Source organism: Limnobacter sp. UBA7229, assembly GCF_002473065.1.
GTDB classification, from domain to species: Bacteria; Pseudomonadota; Gammaproteobacteria; order Burkholderiales; family Burkholderiaceae_B; genus Limnobacter; species Limnobacter profundi.
In genome coordinates this window covers 435,898-457,714 of sequence record NZ_DKTN01000022.1, presented here as the reverse complement: position 1 = coordinate 457,714, position 21,817 = coordinate 435,898, and the positions used below count along the sequence as shown (strand labels likewise).

The 21,817-nt window shown below is 53.3% G+C and carries 15 protein-coding genes; 3 read left to right on the top strand and 12 right to left on the bottom strand.

Translation table 11 applies throughout. The features are described 5' to 3' along the window. Positions 1–112: 112 nt before the first annotated feature. From B4C79_RS13880 to B4C79_RS13855, 6 genes are all read right to left on the bottom strand, one after another. The gene (locus tag B4C79_RS13880) at positions 113–355 is read right to left on the bottom strand and encodes a helix-turn-helix transcriptional regulator (protein ID WP_291751561.1); all 243 of its coding nucleotides are present in this window, start codon (positions 353–355) and stop codon (positions 113–115) included. Positions 356–551: 196 nt separating this feature from the next. Beyond that, positions 552–6,026 carry a hypothetical protein gene (locus B4C79_RS13875; RefSeq protein ID WP_291751562.1) on the bottom strand — a complete coding sequence of 1,825 codons (5,475 nt, stop codon included), beginning with the start codon at positions 6,024–6,026 and terminating at the stop codon, positions 552–554. Between the two features lie 655 nt (positions 6,027–6,681). Further along, positions 6,682–7,122 carry a GFA family protein gene (locus B4C79_RS13870; protein ID WP_291740845.1) on the bottom strand — a complete coding sequence of 147 codons (441 nt, stop codon included), beginning with the start codon at positions 7,120–7,122 and terminating at the stop codon, positions 6,682–6,684. 18 nt (positions 7,123–7,140) lie between these two features. Next, positions 7,141–8,985 carry an adenylate/guanylate cyclase domain-containing protein gene (locus B4C79_RS13865; protein ID WP_291740843.1) on the bottom strand — a complete coding sequence of 615 codons (1,845 nt, stop codon included), beginning with the start codon at positions 8,983–8,985 and terminating at the stop codon, positions 7,141–7,143. Further along, positions 8,982–11,891, bottom strand: a complete 2,910-nt coding sequence (locus tag B4C79_RS13860; protein WP_291751563.1) for a TIR domain-containing protein — start codon at positions 11,889–11,891, stop codon at positions 8,982–8,984. The genes B4C79_RS13865 and B4C79_RS13860 overlap by 4 nt, the downstream gene beginning before the upstream one ends. A gap of 126 nt (positions 11,892–12,017) precedes the next feature. Further along, positions 12,018–12,923 (bottom strand): LysR family transcriptional regulator, encoded by a 906-nt coding sequence (locus tag B4C79_RS13855; protein WP_291740839.1) that lies wholly within the window; start codon positions 12,921–12,923, stop codon positions 12,018–12,020. A 104-nt stretch (positions 12,924–13,027) separates the two neighbouring features. On the opposite strand from B4C79_RS13855, the gene B4C79_RS13850 reads away from it, so the two are divergent. Continuing rightward, positions 13,028–13,906: a sterol desaturase family protein gene (locus B4C79_RS13850; protein WP_291740838.1), complete on the top strand. Its 879-nt coding sequence runs from the start codon at positions 13,028–13,030 to the stop codon at positions 13,904–13,906. Here B4C79_RS13850 and B4C79_RS13845 read toward each other — a convergent pair. From B4C79_RS13845 to B4C79_RS13825, 5 genes are all read right to left on the bottom strand, one after another. Further along, positions 13,887–14,477, bottom strand: coding sequence for a TetR/AcrR family transcriptional regulator (locus tag B4C79_RS13845; protein WP_291740836.1), 591 nt, complete (start codon positions 14,475–14,477; stop codon positions 13,887–13,889). The two genes, B4C79_RS13850 and B4C79_RS13845, sit on opposite strands and share 20 nt — an antisense overlap. 6 nt (positions 14,478–14,483) lie before the next feature. Further along, positions 14,484–15,314 (bottom strand): SDR family oxidoreductase, encoded by an 831-nt coding sequence (locus B4C79_RS13840; protein ID WP_291713306.1) that lies wholly within the window; start codon positions 15,312–15,314, stop codon positions 14,484–14,486. Between the two features lie 61 nt (positions 15,315–15,375). Then, positions 15,376–16,479 carry an oxygenase MpaB family protein gene (locus tag B4C79_RS13835; protein WP_291740834.1) on the bottom strand — a complete coding sequence of 368 codons (1,104 nt, stop codon included), beginning with the start codon at positions 16,477–16,479 and terminating at the stop codon, positions 15,376–15,378. 181 nt (positions 16,480–16,660) lie between these two features. Next, complete coding sequence (locus tag B4C79_RS13830) at positions 16,661–18,742, bottom strand: FkbM family methyltransferase (RefSeq protein ID WP_291740831.1); 2,082 nt, start codon at positions 18,740–18,742, stop codon at positions 16,661–16,663. 104 nt (positions 18,743–18,846) lie between these two features. Beyond that, complete coding sequence (locus B4C79_RS13825; RefSeq protein WP_171098435.1) at positions 18,847–19,086, bottom strand: DUF2798 domain-containing protein; 240 nt, start codon at positions 19,084–19,086, stop codon at positions 18,847–18,849. A gap of 120 nt (positions 19,087–19,206) precedes the next feature. On the opposite strand from B4C79_RS13825, the gene B4C79_RS13820 reads away from it, so the two are divergent. Next, entirely contained in the window at positions 19,207–19,677 is a 471-nt protein-coding gene (locus tag B4C79_RS13820) for a hypothetical protein (protein WP_291740828.1), read from the top strand. On the opposite strand, the gene B4C79_RS13815 is transcribed toward B4C79_RS13820, so the two are convergent. Further along, complete coding sequence (locus tag B4C79_RS13815; RefSeq protein ID WP_348676731.1) at positions 19,602–21,305, bottom strand: acyl-CoA dehydrogenase family protein; 1,704 nt, start codon at positions 21,303–21,305, stop codon at positions 19,602–19,604. The two genes, B4C79_RS13820 and B4C79_RS13815, sit on opposite strands and share 76 nt — an antisense overlap. A gap of 162 nt (positions 21,306–21,467) precedes the next feature. On the opposite strand from B4C79_RS13815, the gene B4C79_RS13810 reads away from it, so the two are divergent. Then, positions 21,468–21,791, top strand: a complete 324-nt coding sequence (locus tag B4C79_RS13810; protein ID WP_105028705.1) for a hypothetical protein — start codon at positions 21,468–21,470, stop codon at positions 21,789–21,791. Positions 21,792–21,817: the final 26 nt, after the last annotated feature.

Below are 21,817 nucleotides of genomic sequence, written 5' to 3'. Positions count from 1 at the left end.
CGTATTTAAAAACATGGCGCCACCCGATTGGTCTTACGTGCGAGCTAGCAATAAGACATCGCGCACCGAAAACCGAAGTGCGCGATGGGATTGATGAGGATGTGGTGGGGCCTTAGTGTCGATTAAGCCGACTCATAGAGCGTTTCGAGGACGTTTTAAAATCTAACTGTTTGACAAATTGCGCCTCAAGCCACATTTCAATCACCTCTCGAGACCAATAAAGTTTTTTCCCGATTTTTACGCCTGGGGGAAATTTTTGTTCCCGGACAATGTTTTCTAAGTTGCGCTCTGAAATCGCCAGCGTTTCAAGAACTGCTGCCTTGGTAATATATTTTGAACTGATTAAATTTTCCATTTCAATTTACTTGGTTGTTTGTGACGAGACCGTCTAGTCACCAATGAGTAAACTCCGGGTTATTCTTTCTTGTAATTTGTTTACCTGTGATAACTCAAATAATCCAAGATTTTTTTCGTGCCCATTTGTAGGCGCCAGTTGCACTCAGGCTCTTATGCTCAGTTGAGTTCATTTGCTCCGTTTAGATGTACGGTCCCTAGCCAACAATGCGAACGGAGCGGAAGACCTCACTAAGCTGCACAGCGGCCGCGCGCCTATCGCCCATGTCCACTAGCCGGTCGAGTGCTCTCAAGAGCTTCTGTGCCATATCGAGCGGCAAGGGTTGTTGGCGTTCGCTGTAGCGCTGAATTAACCCTGAAAGCTGCGCTGGTAAATATGTTCCGCGCCATCCAGGAGGTATTCCTTCTCCTACCAGGAGGTACCCAAGGTTGTCGACGAAGTGCTGAACTGGGTAGTACTCGAGGCTACTTTCGCAAAGGTCCATCCAGGCGCGAGCGACGAAGGTGACTGACCCGTGGGTACGCAATATTGGTTCGAAGACTGGAATTACAACTCCAACTTCGGACCAGTTGCGGTTCGCAAAGCGAACTGCCCCACCTGCGTACATAAAGTCTGAAAAGAACAGGTGCTTGACGATGTCGACGAAGTCTTGTTCTGAGTGACCGCCGTGACCAGCGTAGCGCCACTCCCTGTAAGCCAGAACGCGTTGTGTGATGACGGATAGCAGTTGCAACGCTGTTTGAGGTATTTCTTTGTTATCCGCAATTTGAGTAATCAGATGACTGGTAAATCTTTCACATAGACTGAAACAGGCTTCGTCATGCGTGGCCATGGCCGGTCGCAGGAAACGTCTCGTGCCGTCCTCTGCAGGCAGCATTAATGATAGGCGAGCCAAAAAGTGGTAGAGATGACGGCGCCACTCGAAGTAGTCTGGGCCGTAGTTGTCATCAAGGTCTCTTCGGCTTCTCGACCATGCAGGCGCTATTCGCTCTGCAGTCCATTTGGCCAAGCCTTCGCACCAGTCCAAGAAAAGTGCCTTGTGTGCTTCGTCCGCCAATGCGGCCTCCAAGGGAATAACATGCAGAACCTTCTCCAGAAGCGAGGTGTCGACGTGCATTGGATTGGTCCGCCACTGGGCATCTGCAGTGCGACCACGCCGCCTATGTGCTTGAACAACCTCGCCTTCAGTAATGGGCAGCCACGGTTCAGGCCAGGCTGGGAAATCGTTAGCTACAGGAGCGCCATCTTGAATACGTTGGAGTTCTTCATTGACTACGCTCTGTATTCGCGCGTAGCGCAACACACCAGTGTCTCCTTCTGGACCAAATTCAACCTCGTAGACTGAAATCGCCGTTGCCAGGCGCAACGCAGCCCATGCGGTATGTGGATATTTTGGCCAGGTACTCAGTAAGGAATCGAATGCAGCGGCTGCGATTTCCTCATAAGGATGGGCACACAGCTTTGTGAGTAAAGACTGCAGCGGCTTGATATCCTCGTCGTTTCCCGCAATAGCGAATAATGCGCGTAGCCCCTTGGTGGCATAGAGCACAGGATGGTGCATGAGACTCGCGTTACGACCGAAAAACTGTTGTGGTACCTCTGGAGTCCTGGCCGCACGAGCGCACACATCAGCAGCCCATTCGATGTGCGCTTCAGCGTTCTCCAGCAAAAGGATTGCAGCGACAGCAGCAACAGCCGATTGCCGTTGATGCGTCAATTCAACGTGGTCGTGTCCAGAGGCGAAAAGGTTTCCGGAGTCTAGGGCTTTAGCCGCAGTTGAAGCTGCTTCCAGTGTTAGTGACTCCTTGAGCTTACCGTCATCAAAGTAGGAGTGGGCCCAGTTCAAAAGAGTGAGATTGCGCCCCATCTCGCTGTGGTGTGCCTGTATCGCCTGTATGTCCTCTCCTGTCGCCTTGGGATTCTCGTGAGAGATTACTATCTGGGATTCATCCAAGCTGACCTCTGCCCGATAATTCTCTGGCTTGCCGATTTCAGCCCAAATCTCCGCAGTTCTTGCTAGGTCGGAACGCGCTCCAGTATTCGTTCGTTGCTCAGCGTAGTCAAAGGGAAGGTCTCCTGGGAAGTCTTGGATGGCTGCTGCTGCTTGCGCGCCAAGCGCTCCTCCCCGTAGCACCATGAGAGTACCGAGCGAGCGGATATCCGAGCGACGCACCGGCCGTTCGTTACCTTCTTTCACGGCCAGGCTGTGAGGTCTATCCTGCGGTTTGAAGAACCCGATGAGATTTGCCATCTGCGACATGTCCTCGACGTGGCGTCGAATGTCCCAGTGCCAAAGGCGCTGATTGGTTGCGATGGGCTGACTTACTGCAGAAGTGTGTTGGGCCTGTAACGCTACAGCAGCAGCAACGGCCAGTGCACCTACAGACTGCTGCCCTTCCAGAACCGCCTTGAGGATGTCGTCTACCGGAGTACCCTTATCAATTTCTCGAAAAGCCCATTCCTCAAGAGCCATCCAGCCCGAATTAACGGTTGAAGACCCGAAAAGACCACGCGCGCCCAGATAGAGACGGCTGTCTCCCCAGAACACTTGTCTCCCCCAAGGAAATTGCATAACGAGTGGGATGGGTGTTCCTTCCTTGTGGTGAGCTAGTCGATGCAACTGCCGCCACGACCGAATCGCGTGATTAGCAATTTCCCGAATCAATCTCCTACCTTGGTCTGGTGCTTGCATCAGTAGCGAGTGGAATGGCTCCCTGGTGGGAGCCGAAGGAGAGAAGGAAAAGTAGTCGTCGATAGAGAGATGGTCCCATTCGAAGTTGCTAAAGCTGTGTGAAATTAGATAGTCGCGACCTCGCATCTCCTTCTGCACAACAACAGGAAGTTTTTTACGTAATACAGAGAGGGAAAAGTCGACCAACTCCGCCGGACAAACACGCGATAGTAATTGGGCATGCGTGAAAACGGACTGAACGGCCTGCTGCGGCATCCGTTCCAGGTGGCGTAAATCGCGGAGGTATTGAGTGACCAATGAGCCCTGGGTGAGCGAAGAGTTCAATACCAACGTTCGCAGTGCGGACTCAAGTTCGTCCAAGCCATCTCGCCGGTCTTCGATTTCATCCCAAACTCCGCGGTTCACTGAAAACTCTCTTTTATGGAGCAGGTGCTCAATGTGATACAGCCACGCCAAGCAGGTCTGAACGATGCGGACCGAGACCCGGTTGCGGTAGTGGGAGAATGCGTTCTGCCAAACTTCGAACGCCGCAACCACCTCCGGAATTACACTGGTTGGAATATCTGATGCGTGGTCCAGAAGCCAGTCGCAAAAGTGAACCCAGGCAGTGACATCGGAAGGATGCCCCCACATATCTGCGTACAGCATGCGCTTAGCAAGGTCGAAGTCAGGAGCTTCCGAGCGCTCGAGAATGAGTGGATTCGGCTTGGTCTTTTCAGCTTGATACCAGACAACTACTTTGCGGACCCGTGCGCGGGTAGTGTCGAACATCGCTCGGTCAAACGCGGACGAGTGCTGCGGGAATGTCTCCAGAGAAAATGGTCCGGTCATCCACGCGCGCAGCCACTGGGAGCGAAGTCCCTGGTTCGCCTCCAAGGTGGCTAAGTGTTCGGCCCAGCTCTCGCTGTGGACAAGCTCCGTCTGAGAGAGTAGTTCGACAACCCGCCCAAGCGCTGGCGGTTCCCCAGCCTCACGAATAACGTTCGGCCAAGCGTCATCCGCCCGGACCAAATGCTGCAGGAAAGCCCACTCAAAGAAGATGTCGTGTGAGAACTGCACGGTGTGTCCGGGCCTAACGGGTCGCACAATTCCATCTGATTCGAGTTCGGTGAGCACTTGCGCATCGACATCTGCTACTGGAATTCGTCTCCCCAGTTGATGTGCGCCGGCTTTCGCCAATTGCACTAAAGCGTTTTGCCGGTAGCCCACGCGCGCGGGGTCGGCGCTATAGCCGCCGCGCTTCCACCATAGAGAGGCAAGGTCAACCTCGGAGGTGGCGGGGGCAATGGAGGCGTCAACCTCCTTTGCAAGGATTGCTGCAAAGAATGGTCTGCGAACGACCGCGCGAACAGAATCACTGCCGAAAAGTAGGGGCCGCAAAGCTGGTTTTGCTAGCGAGAGCGTCTCAGCTTCCTCATCGTTGAAAGAGTCGATGGTTAGCGTGCGCACTCCGCCGGAGAATAAGTGCGCAGGTAGCCAAGTGCGTAACGGCTCCATTCCCGTTTCCCGCACAGTGGCCAAAACACACCAGCCTGTCAGTAGCTGCGATGAATGGATGGTATTCAGTAGGTCAAGTAGGACGCCTCGATGTTCGACCTCTACACGGTCAATGCCATCGACAAACAGAACACTGGAGCTGGATGCTGACAGCTCCACCAGAAGCTCTTCCAAGTTGCTGTGCGTTATGCCAGAGGCGGCGGCGTACTGTGCCCACGTGCTCCCGCGCAGACGGTCGGACTTTAGGAAGAGGACAGTGCCAGAGGCGGCAAGTTGTTCAACCGCCGAGCGAAGAACAACAGACTTACCCGCACCGGGCATGCCACTAATCTGCACAAACCCAGGCGAGTTCGCAGCCTCGACCACCGCTTGAATGCAGGTGTCGCGCGGTACTCTCAAGCCAGAGATACTGTTCGTGATTTCAGCAGCGGCAAGTAGGCTTTCCTGCCGTATGGCTTGCAGCGCTCCTTGTGCGCTGGGAGCACCACCAAGCCGAAACGAACCGTTAAGGCGAGCAACCAAAGTTTTGCGGTCGTAGCCAGCGGCATGCCCTTGGGAAACGCGTACTAAGGCCAGCAACCGACGCCACAGGTCGTCAGCGCGAGGACGGTCCACTAGTGCCAAAGTATTGGCAAGGCTAGCAACTACCTGCGCCTCGGTGGGTGAGCCTTCGGTAAGCAAATCCAGGCGTATGAGGACAAAGTGGCTCAGTAGTTTGTAGGTGGCCGCATCAAGTTCGCCGGAAGCCACCTTGGGTGAGAGGATGTCGCGAACCGCCTCGAACTGCGAGAGCTTGTCTCCGGCGGCGCCGTCGGTTTGCAACTTACGGACAAACTGCTCCGAGGAGCTTTCTGCCCGCGCCCACTCACAAAGTGTCTCGAAGTTTCTCTTCGCTGCGTCCGAGATTTCGCCGACGATAATGCCCACCCTGTCCAACGAAACCTGAAAACCCGGGTCCAAGAGCGTTTCGTAAGCGTGCTCAATCGTCTCCCGAAAGTCGGTGTTCGTACTGGCTGAGCTAATTACTAGTTTGCGCTTGACCTGGGCGCTGAAGGTTATCGAGACTTGGTCAGCACCGGATGCACGGACGATAAGGTCGTCCAGGGGGTGGCCGTATGACCCTTGCTGCACCGATACGTGTCGGACGACTCGGCCCGGCAAGCCTGGCGCGGTGGTTTCGCAGAGCAGTGCGGCTGCGTACACAGAGGAAACAGCATCCTCGAAGCTAAAGCCTTGGCCGCCGGTTAGCTCGGGGGATACTCCTCGCGGAATGTCATGTGATTGGTTTGACTTCGTTTCAGTTTTGCTGGATTTCATTCGCAAGTTACAGGAGGAACCACGTTGGAACAAAGGCCTAATCTTTAGGAGGTGAACCGTCACGCCGATTATCACTCTGAGTAAACATTGCATCAAGGTCGGGTAAAAGCTGGACCGTTGCAGATAATCACTATTACTCTGGCTGACTGAGGCTAAAAGTTTCAAGGCTCAAAGTGCTTGATAGCACCCAGCGCCCGGTCACGCCACTGCGCCTAAGTTGAATTTGTGTCAGGTCGTGCAAGGGAAGTTGAAGTCCGCGTGCAAAACCCTCAGCTTATCTAATTGCTGTGATAAGGGTTAATTGCGAGAGTAGGTGCTCGAGTAACTCTGTTACTGGTTTTGTCGCATCAATCGAAGTGCTGATTGATAGACAAATATCTAGAAATTGGATGGAACCCAATTATCTCGCATCCAATTGGGTATGTCGCCATTCTTTTATTTGAATGGAGCTAATAAAAATGAATAAAAACAAATAGTTGCATTTGTCGCACATGTCGCCAAGGGATGGTTTTTTGATTGATAGCGCATAGTCCGCAGCATCTGCCTCAAAACTGTTACCCAGAGCCATTTGATAGCGCAAATGATAGCGATGGAGGTGCGTACCCCTGCGGTTCAGTGCGGTTGCTTGCTTTTCAGTGCGGTCTAAGTGTATGATTTTGTTGGAAATGCAGATTTTTGATTGGTTGGCTCAGCGCCTAAAAACGCGCTGTTAATCCGCAGGTCCCTGGTTCGAGTCCAGGTCGGGGAGCCAAATACAAAAAGGGCTTAGCAAACGCTAAGCCCTTTTTATTTTTTCAGCAAAATTCCGCATTCAAAATCTTTACTGTTTCCCCGGCCTGAATGGTGGTGCTTTGGGAAACTGAAATACGCCTGCAGGAATTTCCACCTCGGGCGCTTTCTCGCAGGTCCACACATGGGCCATGGGTTTGAATTCAAAGGGTGGCAACAGTTTGTCCGCAGCCACACCCAACAGGCCAGTCAGCGCATCTACCGTGGCATAAACAAAATCGTTGCACTGGCGGCATCGCCGGTATTGCTTGGGTTTGCCTGAGCCGCCTGTCAACTCAACCGCCAGGAATTCGCCTTGTGCGCATTGTTCTTCGGCTCTAAAAAAGGCGGCTTTTGCATAAGGCAAGCCGCTTACGATTTGGCAATCCCGACAATGGCACACCAGCTGTGCGACTGGCGCTTGGGTAAAGCTGACAACCAATTGGCCGCAGTTGCACTGTGCGCGGAAGGTATTGTTCACTAATTCATCCATAGGTTGGAAGCCTTGTGTTTATCTCTCAAAATTCAGCACCACAGTGGTCGCACTGCTGTTCCCGGTTCTTCTCAATAAAAACATGCGCATCAGGCCATAGTTTTTGGCTGCTTCGGTTTGCCCCACATAGTCGCAAGCAAATTCATTGTGGCTGCCAATGGCCAACACCGCGGCAAAGGTTTCGGTAACGTACACGCAGCCCTCCGGCGTAACCGGTTCAATTCGCGCAGCACGGCTAACATGTGCACCAATGGCGGTTTCGCGCAGGGTGATGGGGTCCAGGGTCAAATACACCGGGCCCAGGTGCAAACCAATTCGCAAGGCCAATTCTTCGGGTAATCCAAGAGCGGTTCGGTCAATTCCTGCCATGATTTCCTGCATGGCCAGGGCACATTCGGCTGCGGCAGCCACGTCGTTGAACACAGCGAATACGCCATCACCCCAAGTGTTGATGCTGTGCAGTTGATGATTGTGCTGGGCGGTTACTTTGGCCAAACGCCCCATGATGTGTTCTACAAATGCAGGCAGTGCGGCATCGCCCAGCTTGCTGAAACCTTTCACGTCGGCAAACAGCATGGCTTTGCTTTCGCGGCCGTGTTGTTTGGTGTTGCTGCGTATGGTGGACGCTTCGGCCGGGCTGGCTGGAAAGCTTTGGCTGAAAGAGGCATTTTGACTGTTCACAAGATACTGCGGCAGACCTGTGTGTTTCCATTGTTGCAGGTCGGCTTCGGTGCCCACATCGGTGTCGTGGGTGTGCCCGTCCCACACGCCAATTTGGGCCACTGTGGTGTTCAAATGCCGGGCGTTCAGTATGGCCAAGCCCATGGCAATTTGGCTGCAGTAGGTAAACAGTTGTTCGTCTTGCAAGTAGGCGTCGTCGGTGGCCATTCGAATGCTGCGAGCAGCACTCAAACAGCGCTCGAACCGCTCGGCCCAGTGTGGGCCACAACGCATTACTGACACGTTCAAGAAATCTTCTTGCTCAAAAGGCAGCACCACATGAAGATCGGCGCCGCGCTGGAGCAAACTTTCTGCAAACAGAATGTCTGCGCCACCGGCCAGTGAACCGTAGCCAACGCCCACATTGTGCAATTCGAGCAGTGCCTGGATTTGTGTGGCCACCCGTGCTTCTTGATGTGCTGGAAAGCGCCCGGTGGGGCTGAGCAAGTGCCCGGTGTAGTGAATGACAGTGGGAGGTGCAGCAAAACCAAGGCTTTTGAAATCATGCCCCAGGCAAGTGCACAGGCGTTGCAATTGGCGAAGTGTGGATGCCAGCGCGGTTCGGTCTGAACCGATGAGTGACAGTGTGTGTGGTACCAATGCACGCGCAGATGTCAATTGCCCCTGAATCAGCAAAGCTTCGATGTGTGTGGCGTTAACCCAATATTGTTCCACCCGGTCAGATGGCGTGGTGTGCTGGCTTTGAAGTTGATTCAATACAATGCCTGCCCAGTGTATGGCCTGGTCAGGGGCACCTGAAAACACTGCGCAGGCGGCTGCGTTGATGGCAGGGTAGTAGGCTAGCGGCGAAAGCCGGTGTGTGTGCCAGGCCTGCTCATACAGTTGAAATGCGGTTGAAAAACTGGCCTGAGCCGCCCTGCCTGTTTGCGCAAATCCCATGTCCTTGTGCAGGCGAGCCAACAGGCATTGCACATCGAGCTCGCGGCTACCATGCAGGCCCATGCTTTCGAATTGGGAAAGTGCCAGCTGATATGCTCCTGCATTGGCCAGCGCCAGCAATGCGCGGTGCTTCAGGACGGTGTTGTCGGGGTCGCTGTTCAGCGCTTGCAACGCGATGTCATAAGCCTTGAAGAACTCGCCTTTGCCGATCAGGCTTTTTACTTCTTGTGCCAAAGGGTTCATGATTGCGAGCCCATGGCCCACCATATGGCTTGCCCGCTGGCACAGCGTGCCAACAGGTGGCTGCCGGTGTTGTTCAGCGCAAGGTCGATGGCCTGGCATTGTGGTACATCCAGCGTTTTGATTCGGCGCAGCGTGCTGCTTTCCCACAGATTGATGGAACCTAGCTCGTCGCTGCTGATAAGCAAGTCTGCTTGTGGATGAGATCGAAGAGCCAGAACTCGCCCGCTGTGATTCGACAAAGCGCCCAATGTGTTGCCGGTTTGAAGGTCTCGAATTCTGTACTTGGCCCCGAAGCGGCGATCGGCGATCCATGGCGCACCGCCCAGTTCGGTTTGAATGCCAAAGCCAAAACCGGTTTCAAAACCATCGTTGTCCTGAAGTTCGGCTTGCATGGCAAAATGTTCGACGGGTGAACATTTCTCCACATCAAAGGCTTGAATTCGCCGATTCTCCCAACCCGTTCCATTGGTGAACAGCATGTCGATACTGATCAAGGTTTGCTCATTCAAAAAATAGGCCATGCCGTCATAAAACTGCTCAATGTGTTCCAGCTTGCAGCGGGTTTTACCTGTGTTGGCATCCAGAAGCAACAAGCCTTGTGTGCCGACCAAAACCAGGTTTTTACCACTCTGTGACACACTGATTGGGCGAAAGCGGTTTAGTTCTGCAAGCTCGTCCAAGTCAATGGTCTGTATGAAATTGAGCGTGGCCTTGTTCGCTTGAATGGTCCAAGCCAGCAATTCACCTTGTGTGTTGATTGCCCAAACGCGATCACCTGCAGTTGAAAGGGTGCCTGCGACCAGTGTTGTCTTGCTGGTTTCAACCCCCGGAAGCTCAAGGGCGGTGGGTGAGCCTATCCAGGCCTGTTGCACCAGTTGCCCACCGGGTTGCAATGCAAGAAAACCGGAATCGTCTGCTCGAAGGGCGGTGGCAATGGCACTGGTGCGACCTTGTTGCAAACGTGGTGGAATTGAAAAGCGGTGCAGGGTGACTGTGCCGTTGCCGCCATGATTCAGCGACAGGCCCAGAAGGTGTTGAGCACCATCACCCAGAAGAAGAATGTTGTCAGACAGGCCGCCTTCGGTGCCCAGTTCGGAGTCCATGCTGGCGATGAGTTGGGCGTTGATGGGTGACAGCGATCGATTGAACTCGCCGGGAGCAAACAGGCGGCTATCGTCCCGGTCAAAGACCGGGTGCAGTTCACCAATTTGTATTGCACCGTTGCGTAAGTCTTGCAGGTTTTCCTGAAGATCGTCCCTGAGTGCCGCCGGGTTTTGCCGAAGCGACTTGCCTTCACTCACCAACACATCTTCGAGCGAGAAATACAACACGCGTGCTTCATTATTGGGGTCGACCACAGCCAGGCTGTGCCCATGGTTGGACAAGGCCACACCCGATTCATCGGCTACCCACACTTTACCCAAGGGATCGAATTGCCCTTTGTCGGAAGTTAACTGAAAGCCATGAACTTCTCGCTTTACCCTCATGGCCAACACCTCATCCTGATTTTTCATCACCTGTCGCAGTTGCCCTTTAAACCGACCCAGCAACATGTCATCGCCCTGTCGGCTGATCCAAACCTCGTACTGTCCGTCGGTTTGTGGCGGTTTTCGATAAAGTAGATCGCCATTCGAGAAGGCGCGCAGAAGCTGTACATCCCTCATTGTCAACATGGCTTGCGGCAGGGCTGTCTGGCCTGGTGTCCAGGGATACACAGCAAAACCGTTGGCTTGCTGAAGCACCATTTTTCCGGCACGTTCAAGCAATGTGATGTGTTCAATGTTCCCATTGACTCCGATCGCCGGCGTTCCTTGATCAGGTTTTAAAGAGGACCGGATTGTGTATTGTGTCGATGTCCAGATTGCATGGTGATTTCCTGTATCCGATAGGCTGACCCTGTGAGTGTCGCCTTCAGAAAGATTGCCGGTGCTTTGCGGTTCATCCCACTTGTCAAGATTGAATAACTGTCCGCCTGATGAAAAACTGTGCAGCATTACCCAATCGCCTTTCACCTCCAGTGAATCCACCTCATAGGCTTTCATTTCGAGATTGGTTGACAGGGATTCCGCCTGAAACAGGCGAACTTGCAAGCTGGCAATAGGGTCTTCTGCGAGCCGCGCGGCATTGGCCTTGGCAGTGTCCAGCATGCCGGACAAATCGCCGGCCATGGCCAGTTGGTTCAATCGATTGCGTAGTGCCGATTTGGCCTCCCCTTCGGCCTGAACATGCTGCACATAAGCAAATGAGGCCGCTGTTATCACAGCCAACAGGCTGCCACCGAGCAAGCCTGTCAGAGTCATTCGACGTCGGGATTGCGTTTGATCTGACACAGCGATCATCTCGATCAAATCGCTGCCTAACAGTTTGTCTTTCTGATTGGATTGCGCAAGCATGGCTTGGGCCGATGCCAAATCTTTTCCTCGAAGCAACAGGCTGGGATCCTTGCTGTTGTTAACCCATTGTTGTGCACGGCTCGTCAGGTCGGTATGACGTTTAAGCCAGTCAGGATCCAGCTTCATGCTGCGTTCTATCCAACTCGCCACAGTGCTTGTACGGTCAGTGTCGCGGTCCAGCTTGAACCATTGATAGGCGTTTAAAGCCGCAGGAATCTGATGCTCTTCAACCCGGCTGTCTATAACGGGTAACAGACGTTTACGCAAACGCTCGGCACGTTCTACCTCAAACCGGCAAGCCACCGATTCCAGAAAATGAGGGGTGACCAACACAACCACAAGTTGAGCCCTGAGAATGGCATCTTCGATTTCCTCCTGCCACAAGCTGGCGTAGTCAAGTGCATTGGTGTCGACCCAGGCATGGATACTTTTTTCGGTCAGACTTGCGCTGATGGTTTGCACCCACTCGGAATCCTCTCGAGCATAGGAAATAAAAATGGGAGTGGATGTCATGTTGAGTTTGATCAATGAGATTTATCCACGCATCATCACCTAAAAATTGGCCTGCGTCACCCATGTACTGTGGTTGTCACTTCGCCTTACAGCAATTCAGCGCGAAAACGGATTCGACAATGCGTACTAATCAAATGACTGTTTGGCGGTTTGCCTGAACTGCTCAATCGCAAAATCGGCCACGGGCGACAAAGCCCGGTTACTCAAGTTCACAATTGAAATGTTCGAGAACAGTCTCGGAAAATCAGTGGTGTTGAGTTGTACCAACTGCTTTTGGCGTAGCCAGGGTTTTGCAGCGATGTCTGTGGATGCAACCACAGTGTCGGTATTCAGGGCCAGTTGGTGCAGCAGATGGACATCGTCGCACTCCAGCGCCAGTTGGGGCAGGTTACGCTTGCTTTGTTGCAACAATTGCCCCAAGCCTGCTTTGAGTGGATCGGGCAGTTTCACGGAGGCAATGCCATAGGTCCAGGCGTCTTCGAAGGTGTGGGCTTTGTGGGCCAAAGGGTGATCGTATCGCGCATAGAGGTGACCGTACTGGCGCATCAATGGCTCAATGTGCAGAAAGGGCAAGGTCACCATGTCGCCGGTGTCGGCGACAAAAAACTCAATTTCCTCTCGTGTCAGCATCGTCAGCAATTCGGCGGGGCTTGCTATTTCAGTTTGTAACGCCACCTTCGGATACTGAACACGAATTTTCTCGATGACACTTCGAGCCAGTGTGGCGCTGGGAAAAGGCCCTACACCGAATGACAATTCACCCACCTCGCCGCGTTGGTACAAGAGAATGTCACGCTGAACTGCGCGAGCCTCCAAGATCAACTGGCGGGCGCGATCAATCAGAAATTGCCCAGCCGGGGTGGGGCGTATGTCGCCGCCTTTGCGTTCAAACAGGACCAGGCCTGTTTGTTTCTCCAGCGCTTGAATACTTCGGCTGAATGCCGGTTGGCTTAGATGGACTTTGTCGGCGGCCTTTGCAAAATGCCTTGCCTCGTCCAGCGCCAGCAGGTGTTCCAGTTGATTCAGATTCATGGCAATTGATGCACCCAGTGCATTGAAAGTAAACTAATTATGCATTGGACGAATAGGTGTCACAAGGGTAAATTACAGGCGTACCGTTCATCACAGGGGCCCCAATGGATGCCGCACAATTTCAAAATGTTCTGATTGGCGTGGCCATTGCTGGTTTCGCATTGATGGAATTTGCGAGTCGTCGTTATCAGGCCACTGTGCATGCCACTGCAAATGACACCAAGCTTGACCTGTTGGTGTTTGTCAGTGTGGTGGCCATTTCCCAGCCACTTGCCATTTTGGCGACACAGAATGCAGGCCAAACCTGGTTTTCAGAATTTCAAGGTGCGTTGGCAGACTGGCCTTGGTGGGCCATGTTTGCCCTGCTGTTGTTGGGTGATGATTTGACCCAATACCTGTGGCATCGGGCTTCGCATTCGCCCTTCTTGTGGCCGTTGCACCGCGCGCACCATTCTGCGCAATACATGAGCGTGCGCATGACCTTTCGCAACAATTTCTTTTACTACCTGATGATGCCTGGCTTGTGGATATCAGGTGCCCTGCTGTTTTTGGGCATAGGGGTTTGGGTGTATGGGTTTTACCTGACCGCGAAGCTGACGATAATTCTGGGGGCGCACTGTGCCTGGCGCTGGGACGAGCCGCTTTACAAAATCAAGGCTTTGCACCCTGTGATGTGGGTTGTGGAGCGCACCATTTCGACGCCCGCAACCCACTGGGCACACCATGCCTTGACCAACAAAGACGGCATCGGCAACTACACAGGCAACTTTGGCAACATGCTGTTTTTGTGGGATGTAATTTTCGGCACAGCGCACATTACGCGCAAATACCCCGAGCACATTGGCCTGATGGACGATCGCATTCACGGCCAGGAACATTGGGTGCATCAAATGTTCTATCCGGTGGTTCATTCAAAACGCGCGGACTCTGCTTTGCGAATTGGCGGCACCATTTACGATGAAACTATGCATTCAGGAAGCTGACCACCATTTCCACCAACTCCAGTTCCAGTTCCTCGTCGGTGATGAAAGGGCTGGGTTCGCTGATGGCGCGGATCATGGTGAACACAATGGCATTCGCGATAATGAAACTTCGAATCTGAAGCCGTTCCGGGTTGCTGGCCAGTGGGTTTTTCAGCAGGTACATGCGCATGAAATCCAACAGCGTGTCTTGCAGCAGACGCACCACGTTTTGGGTCGGCAGGCGGTACCAGTTGCGAACCAGTTCAACAGCCAAACCGTCGTCAGCGCGCAAAAAACCCATGCCGAAGTGAACTGACTTCTCAACCATGTCCCGCAGGTCGGTGGTTTTCTCCAGCACCAGTTTGTTCAAGCCCTCGCGAAGATTCAGTGTGACCATATCGAGCATAGCCTCGATAAGGTCTTCTCGCGAATCAAAATATTGATATAGCGAGCCCACGCTGACACCGGCCAGCTCGGCCACGTGGTGCGTGGTGAACTTGTCCATGCCATTGATTCGGATCGATTGTGCAGTGGCATCCACCAAACGCGCCACCAGTTCCTTGGAGCGTTGCTGCTGGGGAATTTTTCGCATGGTCTGTCAGAACTTGCCGATGTAGAAGTCCCTTTGAATTTCATTCACGCGTGCGGGGTTGTTGGCGTAGTTCGTGAAGTCGGAAATGCCGGTTTCACGCAGCACTTCCTCGTCCAGCCAGCTTGTTTTGGCAGCGAATCGATCACGCTGTGTAATTAACTCAAAGGCTGCGTCGGCCATCACTTCAGGTTTGCGCGACACGTTCAAGCCTTCTTCGCCGCTGAACATGCCCACCGCAGCAGTGGCAATCAAGGTGGCAGGCCACAGGGTTTTGACTGCGATCCCTTTGGCTTTCACTTCTTGCTGAAACCCCATGCTAAGCAGTGTCATGGCGTACTTGGTGGTGGTGTAGGGAATGAACGCACCCAGCCAGCCCTCGTCCAGGTTGAGTGGTGGGCACAAATTCAGCACGCTGCCCTGGCTTGCCTGCAGGTAGGGCAGGCATTCTCGCATGGTGATCAAAGGGGCTCGGGTGTTGAGTGCGTGCATCAGGTCGAACTTTTTGGTTTCAGTAACACCCAGGGGCGTGATGCCCAAAAAGCCGGCGTTGTTCACCAACAAATCAATGCCGCCGAAGTGTTGTGCTGTGGCCTGTATGGCGCGTTTGATTTGCTCTTCGTCGCGCACATCGGTTGCGATGGGCAGGGCTTTGCCACCGGCTTCAATGACCTCTTGGGCCACCGAATGAATGGTGCCCGGCAATTTGGGATTGGGCGTGTCAGATTTTGCGGCAATGGTGATGTTGGCGCCTTCGCGGGCCAGTCGCAAAATGATTTCCCGACCAATGCCACGGCTGCCGCCGGTGATGAACACAGTTTTATTCGACCAGCTTCCCATAGTGCCCCGCAAATTGAATATTCAAACGAGCGTTCAGTTTAATACGACTTTTTGTTCGTGTTCAACTCGCATTGACAGAAACTGGGGGCACGGCCTGTTCGGTTTGTCGCTGTTGAAGTTCGGCGACTGCAATTTCTTGTGCCCTGCGACCATGCTGTGTGAATCGTTTTGAATACCCTGGCATACAACGTCCCAGTGTGTGAACCGCAGCACGTATCGGCACTTCCAGCAGGGCGATCAAGGGGCCGAAGGGTGCTCGAAGCCCGAGTTTGTGAAACATGCGTGGTCCCAACAGGTACCACGATGAGCTGAGGTGTTTTTGGTAGGCGAGCCGCCTTCGCAGTATTTGTAGATGCGTATAGTTGCGGCTGAGCGGTTCGCTGGCCAGTGCACTGGCCAGTCGATGGGAGGACTCGTCGGGTGGGGAGTGCGTGAATAAAAACTGACGCAGGCGAACCAGTGCTTGTGCCTCGGTGTCCACAAGCCATTGTTCTTTCACACCCATTTGCCAGCCAATCAGTTTCCACAGTTGCATCACGGCCCTGGAATTGCGCGGTGTAACCACAATACCCATTTTACGAAGACCCAGCAGCATGACTGCACTAAAGCCCAGATAGGTGGCTGCCATGTCCACCTGATTGATGGGCAGGCCCCATTGCCTGGAATCCCACTGGGGGCTGTTGCTCAACTGGTATCGAACCAGGGCGTGCATCCATCGCACACGCAGTGTGGCCAAGGCGCCATCGCCACCCGCGATATTGGCTTGTGGATTGACCACTTTCAGCCACCATTGCGCTGTGCTGGCCAGCCGGGGTGCAGCACCTTTTTCAAGTTCGCCTGTCAGTATCAAGGTCTTGTTAAAGGCCACCATCAGGTATCCGCCCATCAGGGCCATGTCGCGCAACACATCGGTGGCAGCCCGCCCGGTGCCGTGAATGAAACGCACACCTTCTTCTATTAATTTCCAATCAGCCCAGTCGGGATTGATGCATGTGGATTGAATCAATTGGTGAAGTGCGCCACTGCCCCGAAAAGCCAGTGGATTGTCTGAACTCAGGGCTTGATGAAATTCTCGCCAATCCGATTTGTGGCTGGATCCATCCAGGTGCGCCTTGATGTATTCATCCATGACCGGGTCGCCTTCAAAAAGGTCGTGATGCAACATTGCATATTCCTCTGGCGTTGGGGCGAATGGTCGACCCAGCAGCTTCCGGATGAGCCAGGGCGTCTTTGTTTGCGTGAACTGGAAAGTTCGAAGGCGTGCGGGTTGCGGATAGTGAATGGTGGTCATGGGGCATCAACATGCAGTGTGAATGCCCCAGACTAAAGCGAGTCTTTATTCGCATTCAAGTCGCATTTTGAAACCAGCGTTTGTCCATGGCGATCATGTCGAACTCGTAGCGATAAAACAAGTAGTCCTGAGCCATGAGATCGTGTTCCAAAGCCTGCAGTTCTTCTGCGTTCAGGTTCACGATTTCAAGGTTGATGATGGTGGGTCTGAATTTCGAGAAATCGAGTTGTTTGAATACCGTGTAGTCGTAGCCTTCGGTGTCGATCTGAAACACGTCGATGTGAGCCAAAGGGTTGCGCTCGATCAGTGCCATCAAGGGCATGCACTGCACCTCTTCCACAGTGACATATTGTTGATAGTCCTTCAGTTTGGTGTCACTGAAGGTGGACATGCCCTTGAGCCAGTCAGGCAGCTTGTGCTTCACTATCACGTCGGGTGCAATTCGATACAGATTCTTGGTTTCCACCTGTTCTGTAATTGCAACGTTTTCAAACACTAGGCCGGTACAGCCTTGGTAATTGTTGCGTGTGCGTTCCAGCATGTCGGGCAGGGGTTCAACCAACACACCGTGCCAGGCAAAGTTGCGAATGAAAGGGTGAATGGGGTCGTAGCTGACACCGTCCATGGCTCCCACTTGAAGAAACTGAACCGGTTTTTTTTGCTGGCTGATGGCCAGAAATGCATCGTTGGGCGTGGAATAGGGAAGTTGACCGTGGCGTTGTTGCAGTTCACGTTTGTAATCCGCGTAGGCCCCAGCAGCATGCTTCTGGTTGGTGACCACCCAGGTTAATGCGTGCTCGCCGTGATTCACATCCATTAACTGGTCGGGTGCTGTGCTTGCAAAGCGGATTCCCCATTGGTGTTTGTGCGCTTCGTGGTGGCAGGCTGACAGGGCAATCTGATCGAGAAACCAAAGTGATTTTCCCTTTCGCAAATTGTCTTCAATAAATGCCACCACTTGGGCAATGTAACGCTGCGCAGCCGGTGTGTTGTTCAAGTACACCATGCCAGCGGCCACATGCTCCCAGAACGGTGCAGCTTTGGGTTGGCAAACAATCACATCGCTGTTGCTGGCCAATTCACCCATGGTTTCTTTCCAGGGTTTGCGCCACAGTGCATCGGCATCCAGCAAAATGACAGGTGCGTTGAAGTGCGAAAGCAAAGCCTGGCTGGCTGCAAACCGCCGGGTGGCGAATTCCACCACCTTGGTCGGTGATTTCAAATCGATTGTTTCCTGCGCTGCAGTAATTTCAAGTTGAGGATACTTTGCAGCCAGGTCGCGTACGTATTTCACAACGCTGGCATTGGGGGTGTACAGATGAAAGTGAACAAGCACATTGTCGTGGTTGTGTTCAAGCACCGAGTACACCAAAGCCAGGGCATGTTCATAAAAATATTTGTCGTCACAGGCGATCAGCAGCGTGGGTTTGCTGCGGTGGTTTTCTGTGGGTTTGACCAACCAGTGGTAGGGAAATTCGGGTTTGTTTGAATTGGCGGCTTGCGCCAGGCTTGCGAAATCGACAGGCTCGTCGGGTAGCGCACCCAGCTTGTACATGCAGGCCATGCTCATCAGCTTGATCAGCGAATTGTTTTGATGTGCGCCAGAATCGACCAGCTTCAGCAGGTAGGGCAATGCCTCTTCATAGCGTTCCTCCATGGTGTACACCATGGCCACAATTTGCTGAAGATGTGGCGAAGTGTCGACCACTTTTTCATTTTTACGAACCAAGGCCATGGCTTCGTCAATTTCACCAATGCGATAAAGCACCTGAATGGCGTTGATCAGGTATTTCACACTGGGCACTTTTTGCAGCATGCGCATAAGCCCGTCGCGAATCCCTTTTTTGTAAGCCGCGGGCATTGGGGTTTGAATGCCGTTGCGGTGCTTGTCCATCGACAAGTGCGATTGCGCAATCAGCATGATCATTTGTTTGAGTGCCAGGTCTTTGGCAGGCGAAAGACCAGACTGGAGAACATGCAAGGTTTCGGCACACTGCACTGGGTCGCAGGAGTTGGTGTCGATCAGTGAGATCAGTGTGTCTTTTGGAATTTTCCCGAACTCATCAAAGAAATAGGTTTTTACCAGACTGTCGCGGTAGTACTGGTGCATTTCCTGGGTGCGCTTGAATTCCGTCACGTGCTGGGCTCCTGGCCTGTAACTTGGGTTTTGTTAACCGCAAGAATAAACTCAGCTTAAGCTCAGTCAAAACCGGAGGAAAGGGGGAATGCTGGTTCAGTGCATTAGTTCAGCAGTTGGGCCGTGATACGCCGTGCAATGGGGGCCAGCAAATAGATGGCGGGCACCGCAGCCAGGTAACCAATCAGGTATGTTTTTCCCCACGTGGCCAGAAAGTTACCGCCGAAGCCAAAATTGCTGGCGGTGGTGACGAAAGTAACGATACCCACCATGAGAAAGCCCATGATGAGTGCAAAGACTAGTTGGAACAATTTTCCGGGTTGGGCTTGGGGTAAGGCGTTCATGTTGTATTGTGGTGGTGCTCGAATTTGGGCATTTTAGCGACAATTGCTGGTGGTCACCCTCAGGGTAAACACCCTCACTTTTGTGGACAGATTGGTCTTTTTGAGAAGGGTGTGGTCTTCATGGTATTTCGGGTGGCCCCGGAAAATCGAACTGCGGCGGTGTTTTACGTCGGGCGGCATGTGTTGGTGGATGCCTCAGGTGCGGGGCAGGGGCGCTACTGCATGGCAGCGGTGTGCATGGAGAATGGCGAAGTGTTGCATTTGTACAGTGCACCCTGTGAAGCCTCCAGCTCGGTGTTGGCCGAGCAAGAGAGCATTGAATGGGCTGCTATGCTTTGGCCTAATGCCATGGTGTGGAACGATTGTATACCCGCGATTGAAGCATTGTTAAGCCAGCAACCCGCCTTGGCGGGTAGATTGTTTTGGCCCACACCCCGCATGCGAAAGCCCTTTCACGACATGGTGCATAGTCTGTCGGTCAGGGCTCGGAGTGTGGCCGCTCCAGTCCAATGGAATTACGCTTTCACAACGCCTGGGTCGGCTCGTTCAATGATCGATTTCACATTCACGCCTTTGGGCAAGGCGCCATAGTTGTGGTGGCCTTGCGCCGCCAGGCGACTGGCGCAAAATGCTTCGCTCACGGCTGCGGGTGCATGGCGAACCAACAGCGATGCTTCAAAGGCCAAAGCCATTTGGTCTACCATGGTTCTGGCGCTGTATTGCAGGCCATGCATATCGGTCGGGTTTAACTGCGTAAATTGTTGATTCAAGCCATCCAGGTATTGGTCAAGAATGGAATTGCCACCCCGTGCTTCGTTCAATTCTGCATTGAAGGCCATAAGCACCGCCGGGGTTTTGCCGATGGCGCGAAGTACATCCAGGCATTGCACGTTACCGCTGCCTTCCCAAATCGGGTTGATCACACTTTCGCGGAACAGGCGCGGGTAAATCGAATTCTCCATCACGCCACTGCCGCCAATGCATTCCATGATTTCATAGCTGTGTTGCGGAGCGCGTTTACAAATCCAGTATTTGCCCACAGCGGTGGCCAGGCGGGCAAGGTGTGCTTCATGTTCGTCGCTGTCTTTCTTGTCCAGCGCTCGGGCCATGCGCATGGAAAAGGCCATGGCACCTTCGTATTCAAGCTGCAAATCGGCCAGTACGTTCTGCATCAACGGTTGATCGATCAGCTTGGCGCCAAACGCCGCGCGTTGTTTGCAATGGTGAATGGCATTGGCCAGGCCCGCACGCATGAGGCCCGCCGATGCACCCATGCAATCAAAACGGGTCAGGCTCACCATTTCGATAATCGTGGGCACACCGCGACCTTCATCGCCAATTAGCCAACCCTGCGCACCGCGAAATTCCACTTCGCTGGAGGCATTGGATTTGTTGCCCATTTTATCTTTCAAGCGAATCACATTCAGTGCGTTTTTCGTGCCATCGGGCAACCAGCGCGGCACGGCAAAACACGATACGCCTGCGGTGGTTTGCGCCAGTATCAAAAATACGTCGCACATGGGGGCAGATAAAAACCATTTGTGCCCCACCAGTGAATACATTTGCCCGGCACCTGGCTGGTTCACAGGAGTGGCCATTGTGCTGTTGGCCCGCACATCCGAGCCGCCCTGTTTCTCGGTCATGCCCATGCCCACAGTAATGGACTGCTTTTCATCGATGGGCACATTGCGCGGGTCGTAGCCGCGAGTCAATATTTTCGATTCGAAAATTGCAGCCACTTCAGGCTGTAAGCGAAAGCTTGGAATGGAGGCAAAAGTCATGGTGACGGGGCAGCCGTGTCCGGCCTCCACCTGGCTTTGCATGAATGCCTTGGCACCGCGCACCACATGTGCGCCCTCGCGTGGGTGGGTCCAGGGCTGGCTGTGCAGTCCTTCCTCAAGGGCTGATTTCATGAGCTCATGGTAAGCACCGTGATAGCGCACGGAATCGACCCGGTTGCCAAAGCGGTCATGGGTGTCCAGCTCAGGGGTGTATTTGTTGGCCAGAAAACCCAGCTCCAGGTATTCTGGTTTGCCACACTTTTCGCCAAAAGCGGCAATTTCAGACACGCCCCAAGCGCCACCCTCGCGCTTCACACCTTCGAGCAGGGCGGCATCGGTGGTAAACAGGTTGTAGCTGTGCAATTCGTTGGCAACATTCTGTACCTGGTGGGTCTCGCCCACGATTGGGCTGGCTTGCAATTCTTTGGCGGTTTTCATGGCATTCATCCCTGTCATTCTTGGAGCATTTCTTAATAATTACTCAATTTAATCATAAATGCAAATACTTGTAATTAATGGAGTGAAATTACATCCATTCAGTGCTGGTTTTCTGTACAGCGCTATGGTAGAACGAAGGTGTGCTCACCACGGAGAAACACCATGGCAACAACGCATCAAGTTGAAATTGATCTGAACACCCTTGTGATGCTGGTCAATGAAGTTGCCAAAGAGGACCCGCTTGATTATGGGGACTTGGCCGTGGATGAAATGGCGCTGCGCCATTCCTGTTGCCTGGGTGCGCTGAATATTCTTCAAAATGCAGCCATGTTTAAGGCTGAAGACCTGATCTATGTGCTGCTCAGCTCCATGGCGAAACTCATTGAAGAAAACGTGTTGTTGCATGCGCAGAACGTAGAGCGTGGCGAGCAAATTCGAAGCGAATTGGTGGTTCAAATACTGGACCGTGCCAAGAAAGGGCACTGAAACCCAGGCCTGATAAAGCACTCAAG